This window comes from Pseudomonas sp. FW305-70 (genome assembly GCF_058783925.1).
Genome location: NZ_JBYSYZ010000008.1, coordinates 1 through 15,191 on the forward strand (window position 1 = coordinate 1; position 15,191 = coordinate 15,191).

The 15,191-nt window shown below is 60.8% G+C and carries 15 protein-coding genes; 8 read left to right on the forward strand and 7 right to left on the reverse strand.

Annotated features, from left to right (window positions below):
* Positions 1-600: 600 nt before the first annotated feature.
* Together AC3WN7_RS08370 and AC3WN7_RS08375 are read right to left on the reverse strand one after the other, a co-directional pair.
* A complete protein-coding gene (locus AC3WN7_RS08370) occupies positions 601-2,340 on the reverse strand; it encodes a dipeptidase (protein WP_102674012.1) in 1,740 nt (579 codons plus the stop codon).
* A gap of 160 nt (positions 2,341-2,500) precedes the next feature.
* Positions 2,501-2,800, reverse strand: coding sequence for a DUF4189 domain-containing protein (locus tag AC3WN7_RS08375; protein WP_095966883.1), 300 nt, complete (start codon positions 2,798-2,800; stop codon positions 2,501-2,503).
* Between the two features lie 206 nt (positions 2,801-3,006).
* On the opposite strand from AC3WN7_RS08375, the gene AC3WN7_RS08380 reads away from it, so the two are divergent.
* The 3 genes from AC3WN7_RS08380 (at position 3,007) to AC3WN7_RS08390 (ending at position 6,418) form a co-directional block, all read left to right on the forward strand.
* Complete coding sequence (locus AC3WN7_RS08380) at positions 3,007-4,110, forward strand: alpha/beta hydrolase (protein WP_102674013.1); 1,104 nt, start codon at positions 3,007-3,009, stop codon at positions 4,108-4,110.
* Between the two features lie 64 nt (positions 4,111-4,174).
* Positions 4,175-5,227, forward strand: a complete 1,053-nt coding sequence (locus AC3WN7_RS08385; protein WP_102674014.1) for an alpha/beta hydrolase — start codon at positions 4,175-4,177, stop codon at positions 5,225-5,227.
* Between the two features lie 18 nt (positions 5,228-5,245).
* Positions 5,246-6,418 carry a (R)-mandelonitrile lyase gene (locus tag AC3WN7_RS08390; RefSeq protein ID WP_102674015.1) on the forward strand — a complete coding sequence of 391 codons (1,173 nt, stop codon included), beginning with the start codon at positions 5,246-5,248 and terminating at the stop codon, positions 6,416-6,418.
* On the opposite strand, the gene AC3WN7_RS08395 is transcribed toward AC3WN7_RS08390, so the two are convergent.
* Both AC3WN7_RS08395 and AC3WN7_RS08400 read right to left on the reverse strand, forming a co-directional pair.
* A complete protein-coding gene (locus AC3WN7_RS08395; RefSeq protein WP_095966879.1) occupies positions 6,406-7,299 on the reverse strand; it encodes a LysR family transcriptional regulator in 894 nt (297 codons plus the stop codon). The genes AC3WN7_RS08390 and AC3WN7_RS08395 overlap by 13 nt on opposite strands.
* Before the next feature lie 163 nt (positions 7,300-7,462).
* Positions 7,463-8,380, reverse strand: coding sequence for a LysR family transcriptional regulator (locus AC3WN7_RS08400; protein WP_102674016.1), 918 nt, complete (start codon positions 8,378-8,380; stop codon positions 7,463-7,465).
* A 246-nt stretch (positions 8,381-8,626) separates the two neighbouring features.
* Between AC3WN7_RS08400 and AC3WN7_RS08405 the strand changes: the two genes are divergently transcribed.
* Positions 8,627-9,391 (forward strand): SDR family NAD(P)-dependent oxidoreductase, encoded by a 765-nt coding sequence (locus tag AC3WN7_RS08405; RefSeq protein ID WP_102674017.1) that lies wholly within the window; start codon positions 8,627-8,629, stop codon positions 9,389-9,391.
* 44 nt (positions 9,392-9,435) lie between these two features.
* On the opposite strand, the gene AC3WN7_RS08410 is transcribed toward AC3WN7_RS08405, so the two are convergent.
* Positions 9,436-10,338, reverse strand: coding sequence for a helix-turn-helix domain-containing protein (locus tag AC3WN7_RS08410; RefSeq protein ID WP_102674018.1), 903 nt, complete (start codon positions 10,336-10,338; stop codon positions 9,436-9,438).
* A 154-nt stretch (positions 10,339-10,492) separates the two neighbouring features.
* On the opposite strand from AC3WN7_RS08410, the gene AC3WN7_RS08415 reads away from it, so the two are divergent.
* The 4 genes from AC3WN7_RS08415 to AC3WN7_RS08430 all read left to right on the forward strand — a co-directional run bounded on the left by AC3WN7_RS08415 (position 10,493) and on the right by AC3WN7_RS08430 (position 13,075).
* Positions 10,493-10,933, forward strand: a complete 441-nt coding sequence (locus tag AC3WN7_RS08415; protein ID WP_102674019.1) for a DoxX family protein — start codon at positions 10,493-10,495, stop codon at positions 10,931-10,933.
* 75 nt (positions 10,934-11,008) lie between these two features.
* The gene (locus tag AC3WN7_RS08420; protein ID WP_102674020.1) at positions 11,009-11,932 is read left to right on the forward strand and encodes an NADP-dependent oxidoreductase; all 924 of its coding nucleotides are present in this window, start codon (positions 11,009-11,011) and stop codon (positions 11,930-11,932) included.
* Between the two features lie 132 nt (positions 11,933-12,064).
* Complete coding sequence (locus AC3WN7_RS08425; RefSeq protein WP_102674021.1) at positions 12,065-12,802, forward strand: SDR family oxidoreductase; 738 nt, start codon at positions 12,065-12,067, stop codon at positions 12,800-12,802.
* Positions 12,803-12,817: 15 nt separating this feature from the next.
* Positions 12,818-13,075 (forward strand): Atu4866 domain-containing protein, encoded by a 258-nt coding sequence (locus AC3WN7_RS08430; protein WP_102674022.1) that lies wholly within the window; start codon positions 12,818-12,820, stop codon positions 13,073-13,075.
* A gap of 79 nt (positions 13,076-13,154) precedes the next feature.
* Here AC3WN7_RS08430 and AC3WN7_RS08435 read toward each other — a convergent pair whose 3' ends face one another.
* Positions 13,155-14,276 carry a threonine aldolase family protein gene (locus AC3WN7_RS08435; RefSeq protein ID WP_331459850.1) on the reverse strand — a complete coding sequence of 374 codons (1,122 nt, stop codon included), beginning with the start codon at positions 14,274-14,276 and terminating at the stop codon, positions 13,155-13,157.
* A gap of 60 nt (positions 14,277-14,336) precedes the next feature.
* Positions 14,337-15,152 (reverse strand): helix-turn-helix transcriptional regulator, encoded by an 816-nt coding sequence (locus AC3WN7_RS08440; RefSeq protein WP_095966872.1) that lies wholly within the window; start codon positions 15,150-15,152, stop codon positions 14,337-14,339.
* Positions 15,153-15,191: the final 39 nt, after the last annotated feature.

Below are 15,191 nucleotides of genomic sequence, written 5' to 3' on the forward strand. Positions count from 1 at the left end.
AAATGCGCCGCGTTCATCCGGTTAACACGCGTAATCGTTAACGACCATCGCAGGCAAGCCAGCTCCCACAGGGGACCGTGCCCACGCTGAAACTGTAGGAGCCAGCTTGCTGGCGATGGATTCAAATGCGCCGCGTTCATCCGGTTAACACGCGTAATCGTTAACGACCATCGCAGGCAAGCCAGCTCCCACAGGGGACCTTGCCCACGCTAAAACTGTAGGAGCCAGCTTGCTGGCGATGGATTCAAATGCGCCGTGTTTATCCGGTTAACACGCGTTATCGTTAACGACCATCGCAGGCAAGCCAGCTCCCACAGGGGACCGTGCCCGCGCTGAAACTGTAGGAGCCAGCTTGCTGGCGATGGATTCAAATGCGCCGCGTTTATCCGGTTAACACGCGTTATCGTTAACGACCATCGCTGGCAAGCCAGCTCCCACAGGGGACCGTGCCCACGCTGAAACTGTAGGAGCCAGCTTGCTGGCGATGGACTCAAGTGCGCCGCGGTTATCCGGTTAACACGCGTAATCGTTGACAACCATCGCTGGCAAGCCAGCTCCCACACGGGACCGCGTCCGAGTCCAACCCAGCGAAAGAACCGATCAAAGCGTCGGCAATTGCCCGATGCGGCCCATCATTTCGGTCACGATCTGCAAGTCCAGCAGGAACTGTTCGGTCGTCTTGAACTCGTTGTCGTTGTGACCGGTGTATTTGACGTCCGGCATGGCCAGGCCGAATTGCACGCCGTTAGGCAGTTCATGCACGGACGTGGCGCCGGCGGAGGTGCCGAACTTGTGTTCCATGCCGAGGTTTTCGCTGGCCACCGCGAGCAGGGCCTTGACCCATTCGCCCTCGGGGTTGCGGTACATCGGTTCGGCAATCGACAGGTCGAAGGTCGGGGCGATCCCGGTCTTCTTGCTCCAGGCGTCCAGCTTGGTGGCGATTTCGGACTTGAGCGCTTCTGGCGTCTTGCCCTTTGGCACGCGCAGGTTGACGGCGAGTTTGAAGGCTTTGTCATCCATTCCGACATACGTCAGGGAGGTGGTCAGCGGGCCCATGAACGCATCGGCAAAACCGACCCCCAGCTTGCCACCCAGGTAGTCCAGCCCCCAGTTGTCGGCGGCGTAGCGGGCGGCGTCGGTGATCTGGTTGTGCTTGAGCGCGACCTTGCCGTCGAGGCTATTGATGAAGTCGAGCATCCTGGCCACCGGGTTGACGCCAGACTCGGGCTCGGAGGAGTGGGCGGAAACGCCGGTGACCGTCAGTTTGACGTCCTTGCCGTCGACCTTGGCAGCCACTTCGAAGTTGCCGCCGTTGCGCTTGGCGTACTCAGTGCCGGCCTTTTGCAGGCTGGCAGCCAGTTCGGCGGGCTTGTCGGTCACCAGGGTCGCGACCGATGTCGATGGAATCTGGTTGGTGGCCAGGCCGCCGGTCATCGAAATGATTTCTGCGCCTTTGCCCTCGCCAGCGCGCTTGGCGAAGCTGGCCATGACGGTGCCGTAGCCTTTCTCGGCGATCACCACCGGGTAGCCGCCATCCAGCGCCAGGTTGTAGTTGGGTGTCGGGTTGCGCTCGAAGTAGTAGGGGATGGCATCACCGGTGGTTTCTTCGGTGGTGTCGACCAGCAGCTTGAAGTGGCGCGCCAGCGGCAGTTGCTCTTCCTTGATGATCTTCATGGCATAGAGCGCGACCACGATGCCGTTTTTGTCATCTTCGGTGCCGCGGCCATACATGCGATCGCCGACCAGGGTGACCTTGAACGGATCGAGGCGGGTGCCGTCCTGCAGCACCCAGTTCTCCGGCGTCACCGGCACCACATCGGCGTGGGCGTGAATGCCCACGACTTCATCGCCCTTGCCTTCGAGGGAGATCTCGTAGACGCGGTTGTCGATGTTGCGAAAGTTCAGGTTGAACGCCTGGGCGAGGCCCTTGATCTTCTCGGCAATCTTGAGGAATTCCGGGTTGTCGTGCTGGTCAACGCCGTCCACGCGCACGGTCGGAATGGCCACCAACTCCTTCAGGGTCTCGGTGGCCGCGCTGCCGTACTTCACCCGGGCATAAAGACCGAGCAAACGATGGATTTCGTTCTGCTGCTCAGCGGACAGCGTCTTGTTGCCGAGGAAGGCACTGATGGCCGGGCCGAGGTCGTTGGTTTTGGCGACATCGCTCTTCGCCAGGGTTTGCAGGAACTGGCGGAAATCCTTGACCGACGCATCATTGAACGTCTTGAGGATGATCGCGCTCTGTTGCGGTGTGATGTTGGCGTGGGCAGCACTGGTGAACGACGAAAGGCTGGCGAGCATCAGGGTGGTCGCAGCCAGGTGCTTGAGTGAAAAATCCATTGCTGGGGGCATTCCTTTGCAGGCGGGTTGTAAGAAATATCTGATCGTTTGATCAGAAACATTTCAAAACTAACACCATGAGTCGGTGAAGCGGGAGTCCCTTAAGTGGGATCTGTCGCACAAAAATGCAAAAGCGACGCAGAAACGAAAAAACGCTCTTTCAGTGTTTACATTCCGCCAACACCACCTGGCAGGTATCCGGCGTGCCACCCGATCGGCCGGCATAGCGTTTGCAATTAGCCAGGGATTTCTGGCGAGCGATGTTCAAGGTGTTGCCCCAGGCGAGGCCTCCTTCGCCGACAGTGGGAAGTGCCTTTGCATAGCAGGTTGAGCCGATGCTTGAGGCTGCAGGGCGAGCCGTGGTGGTTTTGCCTGAACATCCGGCTGTCAGCGCCAGATTGGCGGCGAGCAGGGAAAGCAGGAGCCATGACGAGCCTTGGCGTGCTGTATGTCCCGTCATTGCGGTTCCCCTGTATCAAGAGGCGTGCTCAAGGTCGTGCCTATTCAGATTAGGCCTCTTTCAGGACATCCTCCACCTTCGGCTGGACCTGCCTCATTCAATTGAATTATGTGATTTTGGTATTACTGCTATCCGATTGGGTCTATTCATTAATTAATACCTGGGCGGTAGTTTGCCTCTCTGCGATGACACGTCGAGAGCCACTCATGACCCGGGATTCCATCCGCAAGTACGCACATGCCGCCGTCAGGGCGGGCACCCTCTGTCTCACCCTGACTGGCGGGGCGCTGGTGGAGGCTGCCGAGTGCAGCGAGCGCAGCCCGCTGATCATCAAGGATCAAGGCAGCCTGATTGCCGGCGGGGGACTGATCACCCAGCCGGGTCGCTTTGATCCTTACAAACCGCTGATGCCGGATGGCCAGACCTACCATGGCGACCATGTGTATGCGTTCTATCAGGTACCGGTCGATGCGCACCCCTTGCCCATCGTCATGTGGCATGGCGCGGGGCAATCGGCGAAGTCCTGGGAAACCACGGCCGACGGCCGCGAAGGCTTCCAGAACATCTTCCTGCGGCGCGGGTTCTCCACCTACCTGATTGACCAACCGCGCCGTGGCGATGCGGGGCGCAGCCTGGTGGAAACGACGATCAAGCCAGTGCCGGATGAGCAACTGTGGTTCAACCAGTTCCGCATCGGGCTGTGGCCCGAGCCTTTCGAGGGCAGTCAGTTTCCCCGTGGGCCGCAGGCGCTGGAGCAATTCTTCCGTTCGATGACACCCAACACCGGCCCTTATGACATTGAAGTCGCCTCCGATGGCGTATCGGCGCTGCTGGACAAGACCGGGCCCGCCGTCCTGTTCACTCACTCTCAGGGCGGTGGACCCGGCTGGATGACCGCGATCAAGAGCCAACAGGTGCGGGGCATCGTCGCGTTCGAGCCGGGTAGCAGCTTCGTATTTCCCGAAGGCGAGGTGCCGGCGCCGATTCCCAGCGCGTTCGACACGCTCTCGGCGCAGGTCGTATCGAAGGCGCAGTTCGAAGCGCTGACGCATATCCCCATCCTGATCATCTACGGCGACAACATCCCCGACAAGCCGGTTCGTTTACCGGCACAGGACAGCTGGCGTGCCCGGCTCGAGATGGCGCGACTGTGGCGTGACACCGTGAACCGCCATGGCGGCGACGTGCGGCTCATTCACTTGCCGGAGATCGGCATCAGGGGCAACAGCCACTTCCCGTTTTCGGACCTGAACAACGTCGAGATCGCGGACCTGGTTTCGCAGTTTCTCACCGAGAAAAACCTCGATTGATAGCGAGCAGGGCAATCGCTGCCGCACACCCTTGGAAACTGGAATAGTCAGGAGTATTCACAAGATGCGAACCACGCTGAAGGCCACACTCATGGCCGCCATGATCGGCATGTCGGGCGTTGACGCCGAGGCCGCGGACTACAAACACAATCCCTACACCTTGACCTACGCAGGCGCGCTGGTGAAGAACGAACCAGGCAAGGTCAACATCCATCCGGTCACCTACAGACTCAACGGCCTGGACATCGCCGCCAACGTCTACACCCCGGCCAATTATGACGCGGCGAAGCAATACCCGGCCGTCGTCGTGGCGCATCCCAATGGCGGGGTGAAGGAACAGGTCGCCGGCCTGTATGCCCAGCGCCTGGCCGATCAGGGCTACATCACGATCACGGCGGATGCGGCGTATCAGGGGGCCAGCGGTGGCGAGCCGCGCAACATCGACAAGCCCGCGTACCGCATCGAGGACATCCATGGCATGGCGGACTTCATCGCCCGCTATCCGGGCGTCGACAGCGCGCGACTGGGCTTGCTCGGTATCTGCGGCGGCGGGGGGTATTCGTTGAAGGCGGCGCAAACCGACAAGCGCTTCCAGTCGATCGCGACCTTGAGCATGTTCAACTCCGGGCTGGTACGTCGCAATGGCTACCGGGACTCGCAACTGTCGACGATCCAGGAGCGCTTGCGACAGGCTTCGGCCGCCCGCGCGCAGGAAGCGGCGGGCGGGGAGGTGCTCTACGTCGGCGACGCCAGACTGACCGATGAACAGATCGCCAGGCTGCCGTTCGATCTGTATCGGCAGGGTTTCGAGTATTACGGCAAGACCCACGCCCATCCGAACTCGACCTTCCGCTACACCCAGAGCAGCCTGCTGGACCTGATGAGCTTCGATGCCACGGACCAGATCGAACTGATCGACCAACCCTTGCTGATGATCGCCGGCAGCAAGGCCGACAGCCTGTACATGTCGGAGCAGGCGTTCGCCAAGGCCACTGGAACCCGGGACAAGAAACTGTTCACGATCGATGGCGCGACCCATATCGAAACCTATTGGGTGCCTGAGTATGTGGACGTTGCCATTGGCCAGTTGAACGCGTTCTACGCCAGAACACTCTGACTCGAGGGATCCTTCATCATGAAAAACACGCTTTTTGGCATCGCGGTGTGCGCCGCGGCGCCTTTTGCCGGCGCAGCAGGGGCCGACAGTGTCAGTGAGCCCAGGGCCGCCCAGCAGATCAGTCGTGCAGGCAGCCATGCTTCGGTCGTGGGCCCGGCGGATTATTTCACCGGACAGGTGCGCGTCGATCCGTTGTTTCCTGCCACGGGCGAGAACAATGCGTCCGGTGCCTACGTCACCTTCGAACCGGGCGCGCGTTCGGCCTGGCACACCCATCCTGCCGGCCAGCGATTGGTGGTGACCTCCGGTGTCGGCCTGACGCAGGAGTGGGGCAAGCCCGTGCAGGAAATCCATCCGGGCGATGTGATTGTCTGCCCGCCGGGCGTCAAGCACTGGCATGGTGCCGCTGCGACGAGCCGCATGACGCACCTGGCTGTGACCGGTTCGGTAGAGGGCAAAAGCGTGCAATGGCTGGAGAAGGTCACCGATGCCCAGTACAGCGCCCAGCGTCCTGTTGCGCCGCAATCCTTGCCTGCTACGCAACCCGTTTCCGAGACATTGTCGTCCAGGCAACAGGCCATCCCGTTGATTGCCGCTGCCATGGCCACGAGCAATATTCCCCGACTCAATGCGGCCCTGAACCAGGGGCTTGATGCGGGCCTGACGGTCAGCGAGGCCAAGGAAATACTGGTGCAGCTCTACGCCTACAGCGGTTTCCCGCGCAGTCTCAATGCCCTTGGCGAGTTGATGAAAGTGGTGGATGCACGCAAACAGCGGGGCATCAAGGATGTTGCGGGGCGCGAGCCCGGTCGCGTCATTCCCGTCGGCGATGAGTTGCTGGCAGTTGGCAAGGCGAACCAGACGCGCATTGCCGGGGCGCCTGTCCAGGGGCCGCTGTTCGACTTCGTCCCAGTCATCAATCAGTACCTGCAAACGCATCTGTTCGGCGACATTTTCGAGCGCGACAACCTTGACTGGCAAAGTCGAGAGCTGGCGACCGTCGCGGCGCTGGCCGCCACACCGGGCGTAGAGTCACAACTGCGCTCGCACATGGCCGCCAGCCTGCGGGTTGGCCTGACTGTCGGGCAATTGCGTCAGTTGACCCGGTTACTGGCCGATCAGGGGGATGCTGAAGCCGCCAAGCGCGCCGCCGAGGCGCTGGACGCCACCCAGGCCAATCAGCCCGGATAGCGCAAGGCTTCGCGCAGCAGGGTAAAGGCCGGCGAGCTTTGCCGCCGGCTCGGGTAATAGAGGTGGTAGCCAGAGAAGGGTTCGCACCAGTCCGTGAGCACGCGTATCAACCGGCCCTGCGTGACATGCTCCTGCACCAGGTCTTGCGGCATGTAGGCCAGGCCCAACCCCTGCAGGGCAGCCTGCAGGCGCATGGCGATGTTGTTGAACACCAGTTGGCCCTCGACGCGGACGTTCACTGGCTGGCCATTCTTCTCGAACTCCCACGAATACAGCCCGCCGTGAGTCGGCATGCGCAAGGTGATGCAATTGTGCTGCATCAGATCAATCGGGACGACGGGCTTTGAGTATCGGGCGAAATACGCCGGGGAGCCGACCACCGCCATGCGCATGTCGGGGCCGATGCGCATGGCGATCATGTCCTTGGCGACCTGCTCACCCAACCGTACGCCAGCGTCGAAGCCTTCGGCCACAATGTCGGTAAAGCCGTAGTCGACGATGATTTCGATGTTGAGGTCAGGATAGTCCGGCAGCAATTTGGCCAGTACGGGGTGCAGAACCGTGATCGCTGCATGCTCGCCGGCCGTGATCCGCAATTTGCCCGCCGGCTTGTCGCGGAACGCGCTGAGCAGGGCCAGTTCGTTGTCGATCTCTTCGAACCTGGGGGCGATCACCCGCAGCAGATGCTCACCGGCTTCAGTCGGCGAAACGCTGCGCGTGGTGCGAGACAGCAACCGGACACCCAGTCGATCCTCCAGCTGGCGCATGGCGCGGCTCAAGGCCGGCTGCGACATACCCAGCCTGGCAGCGGCACGGGTGAAACTGCGCTCCTGTGCCACGGCCGAGAAGATCGCCAGTTGGTCGTAGCTTTCGACGGTCATTGATACGCACCTGTTATGAACCGGTTGCGATTATGCCATCTGAAGTGAGTAATGGTGTTGTCCTGGAACGCTTACGGTCTGGTCAAAAGAGTGCCCCTGGGATCTCTGCTCGAAAAAACGATTTTTCAATCCCCTGGTTGCAGAAAGTCGACAAGTACCGTCCTCAAGCCAATGCCTCCTGCGCCGAGCCTTGTTGAACGAAGCGTTCAATCAACCATCGCGCCGCCGGCCCCGGTGGCACATCCGTGCGGTAGATGACGTCGAAGGCATATTGGCCGCTTTTGTATTCCGGAATGTTCAGTTGCACCAGTCGGCCGCTCTCCAGATCTTCCTGGACCATCGGGGCCGGCATGTTGCCCCAGCCGATGCCTTCACGCAGCAGCATGTGCTTGGCGCCCAGGTCCGCCAGCCGCCAGGTGCGGTTGCTGAGCACGGCGAAGTCCTTGTCTTTGGTCAGCACCGAACGGTCGGACAGCACCAGTTGCGTGAACTCTCGCCCGGCGCCCGGAACATTCGCGTCGCTCGATGCCAGTGGATGATTGGGGGCTGCCACCGGAATCAACTCGACACTGCCGACGCCCATTCTTTCGATACCGTCGATGCCTTCATTCATGGGCCCACTGACGCCGATGATCGCGCCACGGTTGATCACCAGCTCGGTGACGGCGCCGAGGGCCTCCATGTGCAAGTGCAGGGCAACGGTCGGGAATGCTTCGCGAAAGGATTTGAGTGCGTCCACCACGCGATCGGGGGGAAGCATTACATCGAGTACCACGTGAACCTCGGCTTCGAGCCCCTGGAGCAGGCCCTTCACTTTGGCGCGTAATCCATGAATACCGTTGGCGATGGTCCTGGCTTCGGCCAGCACGGTGCGGCCGGCATCGGTGAGCTGGGGTTTGCGGGTGGTCTGACGGTCAAACAGCGACACGCCGAGCTGCATTTCCAGGTTGGCGATCGAGTAACTGATGACCGAGGTGGCCCGGTGCAGTTTTCTGGCCGCTGCGGCAAAACTGCCGACTTCCACGACCGTCAGGAACACGCGCAGCTGGTCCAGTGTCGGTGTTCCGGGGTCAGAGATCATGCCAATTTCCTCGAACGTAATGGCCAATTTTATCCCGGTACATCGTATAGCGTCATGCATCTGCCCGGTGTGCTGAAAAAATGAAACACCAGGCAGATAAGCGCAAAACCACGACAGGTTGAACAAGGCTCCTAAAGAGTGGCGAACCGTGATCGGCGACAGTTGAGTCGTCGAAAGCGACACCCGCATACGGCGTATGCGCAGCGGCTGGAATGGTTCAGCTGCTCTCTGGAAAGGAGAAACGAAATGACTGATTTTATGCCTACCCCCAACGAAATCGCCGGCAAAGTCGTGATTGTGACGGGCGCCGCCAGTGGTATCGGGCGTGCCATCGCCGAGCTGTTCCATGCCCGTGGCGCCAAGGTCATTGCCGAAGACATCAACCCTGAAGTGAACGCCCTCGAGCGTCCGGGCCTGGTGCCATTCGCGGCCGACATCACGGTCGATGGCTCGGCGGAACAAGCGGTTGCCCTGGCCGTTCAGCACTTCGGCAAGCTCGATGTGCTGGTCAACAACGCGGGACGGATCATCTACAAGCCTCTGGTCGAGATGACGCGCGAGGACTGGAGCTGGCAGATGGAGACCAACGTGACGGGCGCGTTCCTTCATTCCCGTGAAGCGGCGAAGGAAATGATGAAGCGCAAGTCCGGCGCCATCGTCAACATCGCGTCCTATGCCTCCTACTTCGCGTTCCCGGGCATCGCGGCCTACACCGCATCGAAAGGGGCCCTGGCGCAACTGACCCGAACCCAGGCCCTGGAAGCGATAGAGCACGGTATTCGGGTCAATGCGATTGGCGTGGGCGACGTGGTCACCAATCTGCTCAATCACTTCATGGAAGATGGCCCGGGTTTCCTGCAAGAGCACGGCAAGTCGGCACCGATCGGCCGTGCGGCTTCGCCCGATGAAATCGCCGAGATCGTGGCGTTCCTGGCCTCCGAGCGCGCCAGTTTCATTGTCGGCTCGGTGGTCATGGCCGATGGCGGCATGAGCATTCCCGTGGGCAGTTGATTGGCCGGTTGTACTTGCGGCACGGCGAGCGCCGTGCCGCGTTTTCATTTGCGGTAATGACTGGGCGGAACGCCGACCTCCCGTTTGAATGCCTGGGAAAAATGGCTGGCGCTGCTGTACCCGACCTCAAGTCCCGCATCGATGATGCTCATGTCGGTTTCGATCAGCAGTTGCCTGGCCTTGGTCATTCTCAGCCTGATGAAGTAGCGCGAGGGTGAAAGCCCCGTGGCGCGCTTGAACAGACGGCTGAAGTGGTACTCGCTCATCCCGGCTGCGTCGGCCAGATCCCCTAGGCAAAACGTCTCTCCCAGCGACGTCTCCATCGCAGTCACCGCACGCTTGAGCTTGAAGGCCGGCAGGGCGTTGCGCTGAACGATGTTATCGGCTTGCGCATCCAGATAGTGGCGCGCCAGGTGCACGGCGATGCACTGGGCGATGCCTTGCATCAGCAGCGGGCTGGTTTCTCCCCGGGATCGCAGTTCGACTCTGAACTGTTCGAACAATAACGATAAAGTCTGGTCACGCCCCCCGGATATCTCACGCAGACCAATCGAACCCGTGACGTGTTTGCCGGTTTCCTGAATCGCTCGTTCCAGCAGGGGCAGGCCGAGGTAAATGTGCATCACTACAAAGGGCTCCGCACTGGTCACTTGCCAGCGCATTTCGTAGGGCACGGCGCTGGTGGTGAGGAAAAAATCCCCCTTTGTCACTTCACTCGCCCGCCACGCTTCGCCAGCCTCCCGTTCCTCAATGGTGGCGCTCCCGGAAAGTACCCAGACAATCAGCGGCTCAGCCACGGCGGGAACGATGACGCTGTGCTCGATGCGCTCGCGGGTAAAGATCTGCACCAGCACATCGTTGGAAAAAACCTCGTCGGAGGCGGCCAGGCGCTGACCGCGAATGTGGGCCTCCAGGCCTGTTGCAGACGTTCGCTCAGCGGTTTGCACGATTGAGCTCCCTTTCGATGGGGTGATTGGCTTGTCTATTTTGTCGAATCTAATGATCTAAATTAGTCGGCTATTCAGATGAGCTGGCCGAGAGCAACATTTCCTCACCAGGGCGGTTCATGTCGAATCGCACCCCCATTGAAGGAAATGCCTCATGTCGACTTCCGCAAACATCGCTCATTCCGCCACCGCTGAACAGAGCCGTAGCGACGTCACCCAGGCCTCGGCCTCGTTGATCGGCCGCGTACTGCTCAGCGCAATCTTCATCCTCTCCGGTTTTTCGAAACTGGCCGCTCCGGCCATGATGGTCGGCTACATCAGCTCTGTGGGTCTTCCCCTTCCGCAATTGGCGCTGGCGCTGGCGATCGTCGTTGAAATCGGTGGTGGCCTGGCACTGATCGCCGGTTACCGCACCCGCACCGTTGCCGCTGTGCTGGCTGTGTTCAGCGTGTTTACCGCACTGGCCTTCCATAACGCCCTGGGCGATCAAAACCAGTTCATCCACTTCTTCAAGAACATCGCGATGGCCGGTGGCCTGTTGCAGGTCGTGGCCTTCGGTGCCGGTCGTTTCAGCCTCGACGCCTGCCGTCGTTGATACCCCCGCGCTGCGAAGGCCAGCCCCTCGCAGCGCAATGTTCTTCTCCCTTCTTTTTTAATAGTCGAGACCTCCATGAAAGCCATACGCGTGTACGAATACGGCAGCCCTGAAGTTTTACGTCTGGAAGACATTGCCGACCCGGTGGCCGGTGTCGGTGAAGTGCTGATCGATGTCGCCGGAGCCGGGGTGAACCCGATTGACTGGAAGATTCTCTCCGGTGCCATGAAAGCCTTCATCCCTTTGCCGCTGCCCTTTACCCCCGGGGTTGAAGTGGCCGGTACCGTGATCGCGCTGGGGCAGGGCGTCACTGAATTCAGCCTTGGCGATGAAGTGTTTGGCTTCATCAACATCGTCGGAGGGTATGCGACCAAAGCCGTCGCCCAGGTTGCAAAACTGGCGCTGAAACCCAAATCACTCAGTGCCTTGCAGGCCGGCGCTGTCCCCGCGACGGCCCTGACGGCCTGGCAGGCCCTGACCGAACACGCGGGTGTGCAACGTCGGCAGAAAGTGTTGATCCACGCCGCGGCCGGTGGTGTGGGCAGCATGGCCGTGCAGATTGCCAAGTACCTGGGCGCCGAAGTCTACGCAACGGCCTCCGCGCATAATCATGCTTACCTGAAAGACCTCGGCGCTGATTACACCATCGACTACAGGACCCAGGCATTCGACGAACTGGTGTCCGGTGTCGATGTGGTACTGGACCTGGTGGGCGGCGACACACAGACCCGTTCCTTTGCGGTGCTGAAAAAACACGGCTTGCTGGTATCGCCCGTGAGCCTGCCGAACATGTCGCTGGCCAACGACTACGGTGTGACCCCGGCCAACTTTGCCACCCGCTCCGATGGCCGGCAGCTTTCGCTGATTGCCGAACTGTTCGACAAGGGACACCTCAGGGGCGACGTCGAGGCATTCCCGTTGAGTGAGGCGAAAGTGGCGATCGAGAAAAGCATGGGCCGGCATTTGCAGGGCAGGCTTGTTCTCGACGCCACGAAGTAAGGGGTTCCCCGACAGGATCAGGCAAGTTGTCAGAAGGATCTGACTAACTGGCCGAGCGCCGTTATCCCTAATCTGGACTGGCAGCGAGACACCGCTCTCGCGTCACCAGGCACTCAAGTGAGGGATTAGGTCATGTCGGATATCTCGAAAAAAGTCGTTCTGATCACGGGCGCGAGCAGTGGCATAGGCGAGGCGACAGCGCGCCTGTTGGCCAGCAAGGGGGCGCATGTCGTGCTCGGGGCGCGTCGTACCGAGCGCCTCGAAATACTCTGTGGCGAGATCAACGCGAGCGGTGGAGTCGCGCACTTCCAGGCATTGGATGTCACCCGCCGAGACGACATGCAAGGGTTTGTGGACTTTGCGTTGAAGCTGCATGGCCGGGTCGATGTGATCGTCAACAATGCCGGGGTGATGCCGCTGTCGAAACTCGAGGCGCTGAAAGTCTCCGAGTGGGACCGGATGATCGACGTCAATATTCGCGGGGTTCTGCACGGTATCGCGGCCGGTTTGCCGCTGATGCAAAAACAGCAATCAGGCCAGTTCATCAATATTGCCTCGATCGGTGCCTACACCGTCAGCCCGACGGCGGCGGTCTACTGCGCGACCAAGTTTGCCGTGCGCGCCATCTCGGAAGGGTTGCGCCAGGAGGTCGGCGGGGACATTCGTGTCACCGTGATTTCCCCGGGCGTTACCGAGTCCGAATTGGCCGAGAGCATTTCCGATGAAGGCGGGCGGGCCGAGATGCGCGAGTTCCGCAAGATCGCCATCCCTGCAATGGCGGTCGCTCGTGCGATCGCTTACGCCATTGAACAACCTGCCGATGTGGACGTCAGTGAGCTGATTGTCCGCCCGACCGCCAGTGCGTTCTGAACGGAGGACCTGAACATGACGAGGAAAAAATCCGCTGATCAGGCTAAGTACGTCGGTCTGTGGGTCACGGCAGACGGGCTCATCCGCCATGAGCTGTTACCCGGTGGCCGGTACGATGAAGCCCGGGGCCGCAAGACGAGTGCCTACCAGGGCCGCTATTGGCTGGAGAGTGACCACATCGAGTACGTCGATGACACCGGCTTCACGGCTGACGGGGAGTTCCGCGACGGGATCCTGTATCACGCGGGCATGATTCTTTACCGCCAGATGTAGATGCCTGAGGCCGCAGTGGCGGGTGCTCATCCGACTAAGAGTGAGCACCGCCGCCATCCGTCATCGAGCATTGCGCCCGTTATGCGTGTACCGACCTCACCACTCGCCTCACATGGCTCAACAGGTGATCGACATCCTCGGCGGTGGTGGCGAACGAGGTGACAAAACGCACGATGTTGGGGCCCCAGCGATCATGGTAGAAGACGAACCCGGCCTTCAGCAGCGCATCGATCACGGCTGAGTCCAGCCGACAGAACAGGATATTCGCCTCGGTGCCGCCCAGCACTTCAACGCCGCTCAGCCCGGCAAGCCCCTGCGCCAGGCGCTGGGCGGCATCGTTGGCCTTGCGGGCATTGCGCAGCCAGAGATCATCGCTCAGGTACGCATCGATCTGCGCCGAAAGAAAACGCATTTTGGAGAAGAGGTGACCTGCACGCTTGCGGCGGTACCTCATTTCGGTGGCGAGCGAGGCGTTGAACAGGACGATGGCTTCCGCCGCCAGCACGCCATTCTTGGTGGCGCCAAACGACAGGGCATCCACGCCGGCCTTCCAGGTCATCTCTGCCGCCGAGCAATCCAGGGATACCAGGGCGTTGGCGAATCGGGACCCATCCATATGGAACCCAAGGGAAGCCGACTTGCAGACCTCACCGATAGCCGCGATTTCGTCCAGGGTGTAGAGGCTGCCGACTTCGGTGGCCTGGGTGATGCTGACGCAGGCGGGTTGGGTCGTGTGCACGTCACCCAGTTTTTCGCGGGTGCGCTCACGCAGTCGGTTGATGTCCAGCTTGACCGACGGGCCGTCGATGGTCATCAGCTTCGCGCCGTTGGAGAAGAACTCCGGCGCGCCACATTCGTCGTTGTTGATGTGACTGGCGGGATGGCAATAGATATTGCCCCAGGGGGGCGTCATCGCACTCAGGCACAGGCCATTGGCGGCGGTGCCGGTGGGCACGAGAAGGACCTCCACGTCGCGCTCGAAGATCTCGCTGAATTTGCGCTGGACCTGCGCCGTCAACTCGTCGCTGCCATAGGGGCCCGCCTGGCCCGTGCTGTGTTTCAACATGGCGTGTGCCACCTCAGGCGATGCGCCTGCGATGTTGTCACTTGAAAAACCCAGGGCGGGCGGTCTGTTTGTTTCACCGTTCATCATCCAATTCTCGGCTGCGCAGGCGAAGGTGTTTCGCCTGGATTGGCGCATCCTAGGGAGAGGGACGGTTGTCGCGCTTGTAAAAAATTGACGCTCGCCTGATGCGACGCCCTAAGTCCTGTAGCGCGAGGGTGCAACGCCGAATGCCTGGCGAAAGGCGCGGTTGAAATGGCTTTGATCGTAAAAGCCGACGGCGTGGGCGACATCGACGATCGGTTGCCCGCTGCGCGATAGCAGGCCACACGCCCGTTCCAGACGCAGCCGAAGCAGCCATGCGTGCGGCGTCATGCCAATGGTCCGCTTGAACTGCTTGAGGAACGGGAATCGGCCCAGACCGCACAATCCGGCAAGATCATCGAGCGTGATTCGCTGATCGATGTGACTGAAGCAATAGTCCCTGACGCGCGACCATTGCAGGGCTGAGAGCGATCCGGGAATGCTTTCGGGCGTGATTGTCCGTGACTGGTGCAACAGGCGTTCAAGCAGGGTGATCCATTGTGTCTGCAGCGCGAGGCTGCCAGGCCCAACGGCCTGCTGCATCGCTTCGTGCAGACCGCGCAGGTTGCCCACAAGCCGCGGGTCTTCCAGCAACACACTGGTCAACTCAAGCTCCCTCGGTTGACCGCTGATCTCCTCGGTCATGTCCGCGATCAGTGCCTGCGACAGGCGGAACGTCTTGAGCGTATAGGCGCCGCCGCCTTCAGACGCACCATCGTGAATTTCACCCGGCGGCATCAGGGCAATGCGTCCCGGCCCCAAAAGAAACGACTCGCCTTTCGAACGATGACGCTGGATGCCTTCGGTGACAAAGCCAATGTGGAAGTCGAGGTGGTAATGGCGATCGAAGCCGACATCGGCAAAGCGTGCGGAACCCAGCACCAGACCTGGTACTTCGGACACGTGATGGTACTTGGCATGCTCAGTCATGGGACCCGTTCAACAATCGGCGAGGAGGGCAGGGGCGCC

Bases quoted from the DNA above. Each gene is read 5' to 3' on its own strand.
- AC3WN7_RS08370 (WP_102674012.1), bottom strand. From the start codon at position 2,340: ATGGATTTTTCACTCAAGCACCTGGCTGCGACCACCCTGATGCTCGCC.
- AC3WN7_RS08375 (WP_095966883.1), bottom strand. From the start codon at position 2,800: ATGACGGGACATACAGCACGCCAAGGCTCGTCATGGCTCCTGCTTTCC.
- AC3WN7_RS08380 (WP_102674013.1), top strand. From the start codon at position 3,007: ATGACCCGGGATTCCATCCGCAAGTACGCACATGCCGCCGTCAGGGCG.
- AC3WN7_RS08385 (WP_102674014.1), top strand. From the start codon at position 4,175: ATGCGAACCACGCTGAAGGCCACACTCATGGCCGCCATGATCGGCATG.
- AC3WN7_RS08390 (WP_102674015.1), top strand. From the start codon at position 5,246: ATGAAAAACACGCTTTTTGGCATCGCGGTGTGCGCCGCGGCGCCTTTT.
- AC3WN7_RS08395 (WP_095966879.1), bottom strand. From the start codon at position 7,299: ATGACCGTCGAAAGCTACGACCAACTGGCGATCTTCTCGGCCGTGGCA.
- AC3WN7_RS08400 (WP_102674016.1), bottom strand. From the start codon at position 8,380: ATGATCTCTGACCCCGGAACACCGACACTGGACCAGCTGCGCGTGTTC.
- AC3WN7_RS08405 (WP_102674017.1), top strand. From the start codon at position 8,627: ATGACTGATTTTATGCCTACCCCCAACGAAATCGCCGGCAAAGTCGTG.
- AC3WN7_RS08415 (WP_102674019.1), top strand. From the start codon at position 10,493: ATGTCGACTTCCGCAAACATCGCTCATTCCGCCACCGCTGAACAGAGC.
- AC3WN7_RS08420 (WP_102674020.1), top strand. From the start codon at position 11,009: ATGAAAGCCATACGCGTGTACGAATACGGCAGCCCTGAAGTTTTACGT.
- AC3WN7_RS08425 (WP_102674021.1), top strand. From the start codon at position 12,065: ATGTCGGATATCTCGAAAAAAGTCGTTCTGATCACGGGCGCGAGCAGT.
- AC3WN7_RS08430 (WP_102674022.1), top strand. From the start codon at position 12,818: ATGACGAGGAAAAAATCCGCTGATCAGGCTAAGTACGTCGGTCTGTGG.
- AC3WN7_RS08435 (WP_331459850.1), bottom strand. From the start codon at position 14,276: ATGCGCCAATCCAGGCGAAACACCTTCGCCTGCGCAGCCGAGAATTGG.
- AC3WN7_RS08440 (WP_095966872.1), bottom strand. From the start codon at position 15,152: ATGACTGAGCATGCCAAGTACCATCACGTGTCCGAAGTACCAGGTCTG.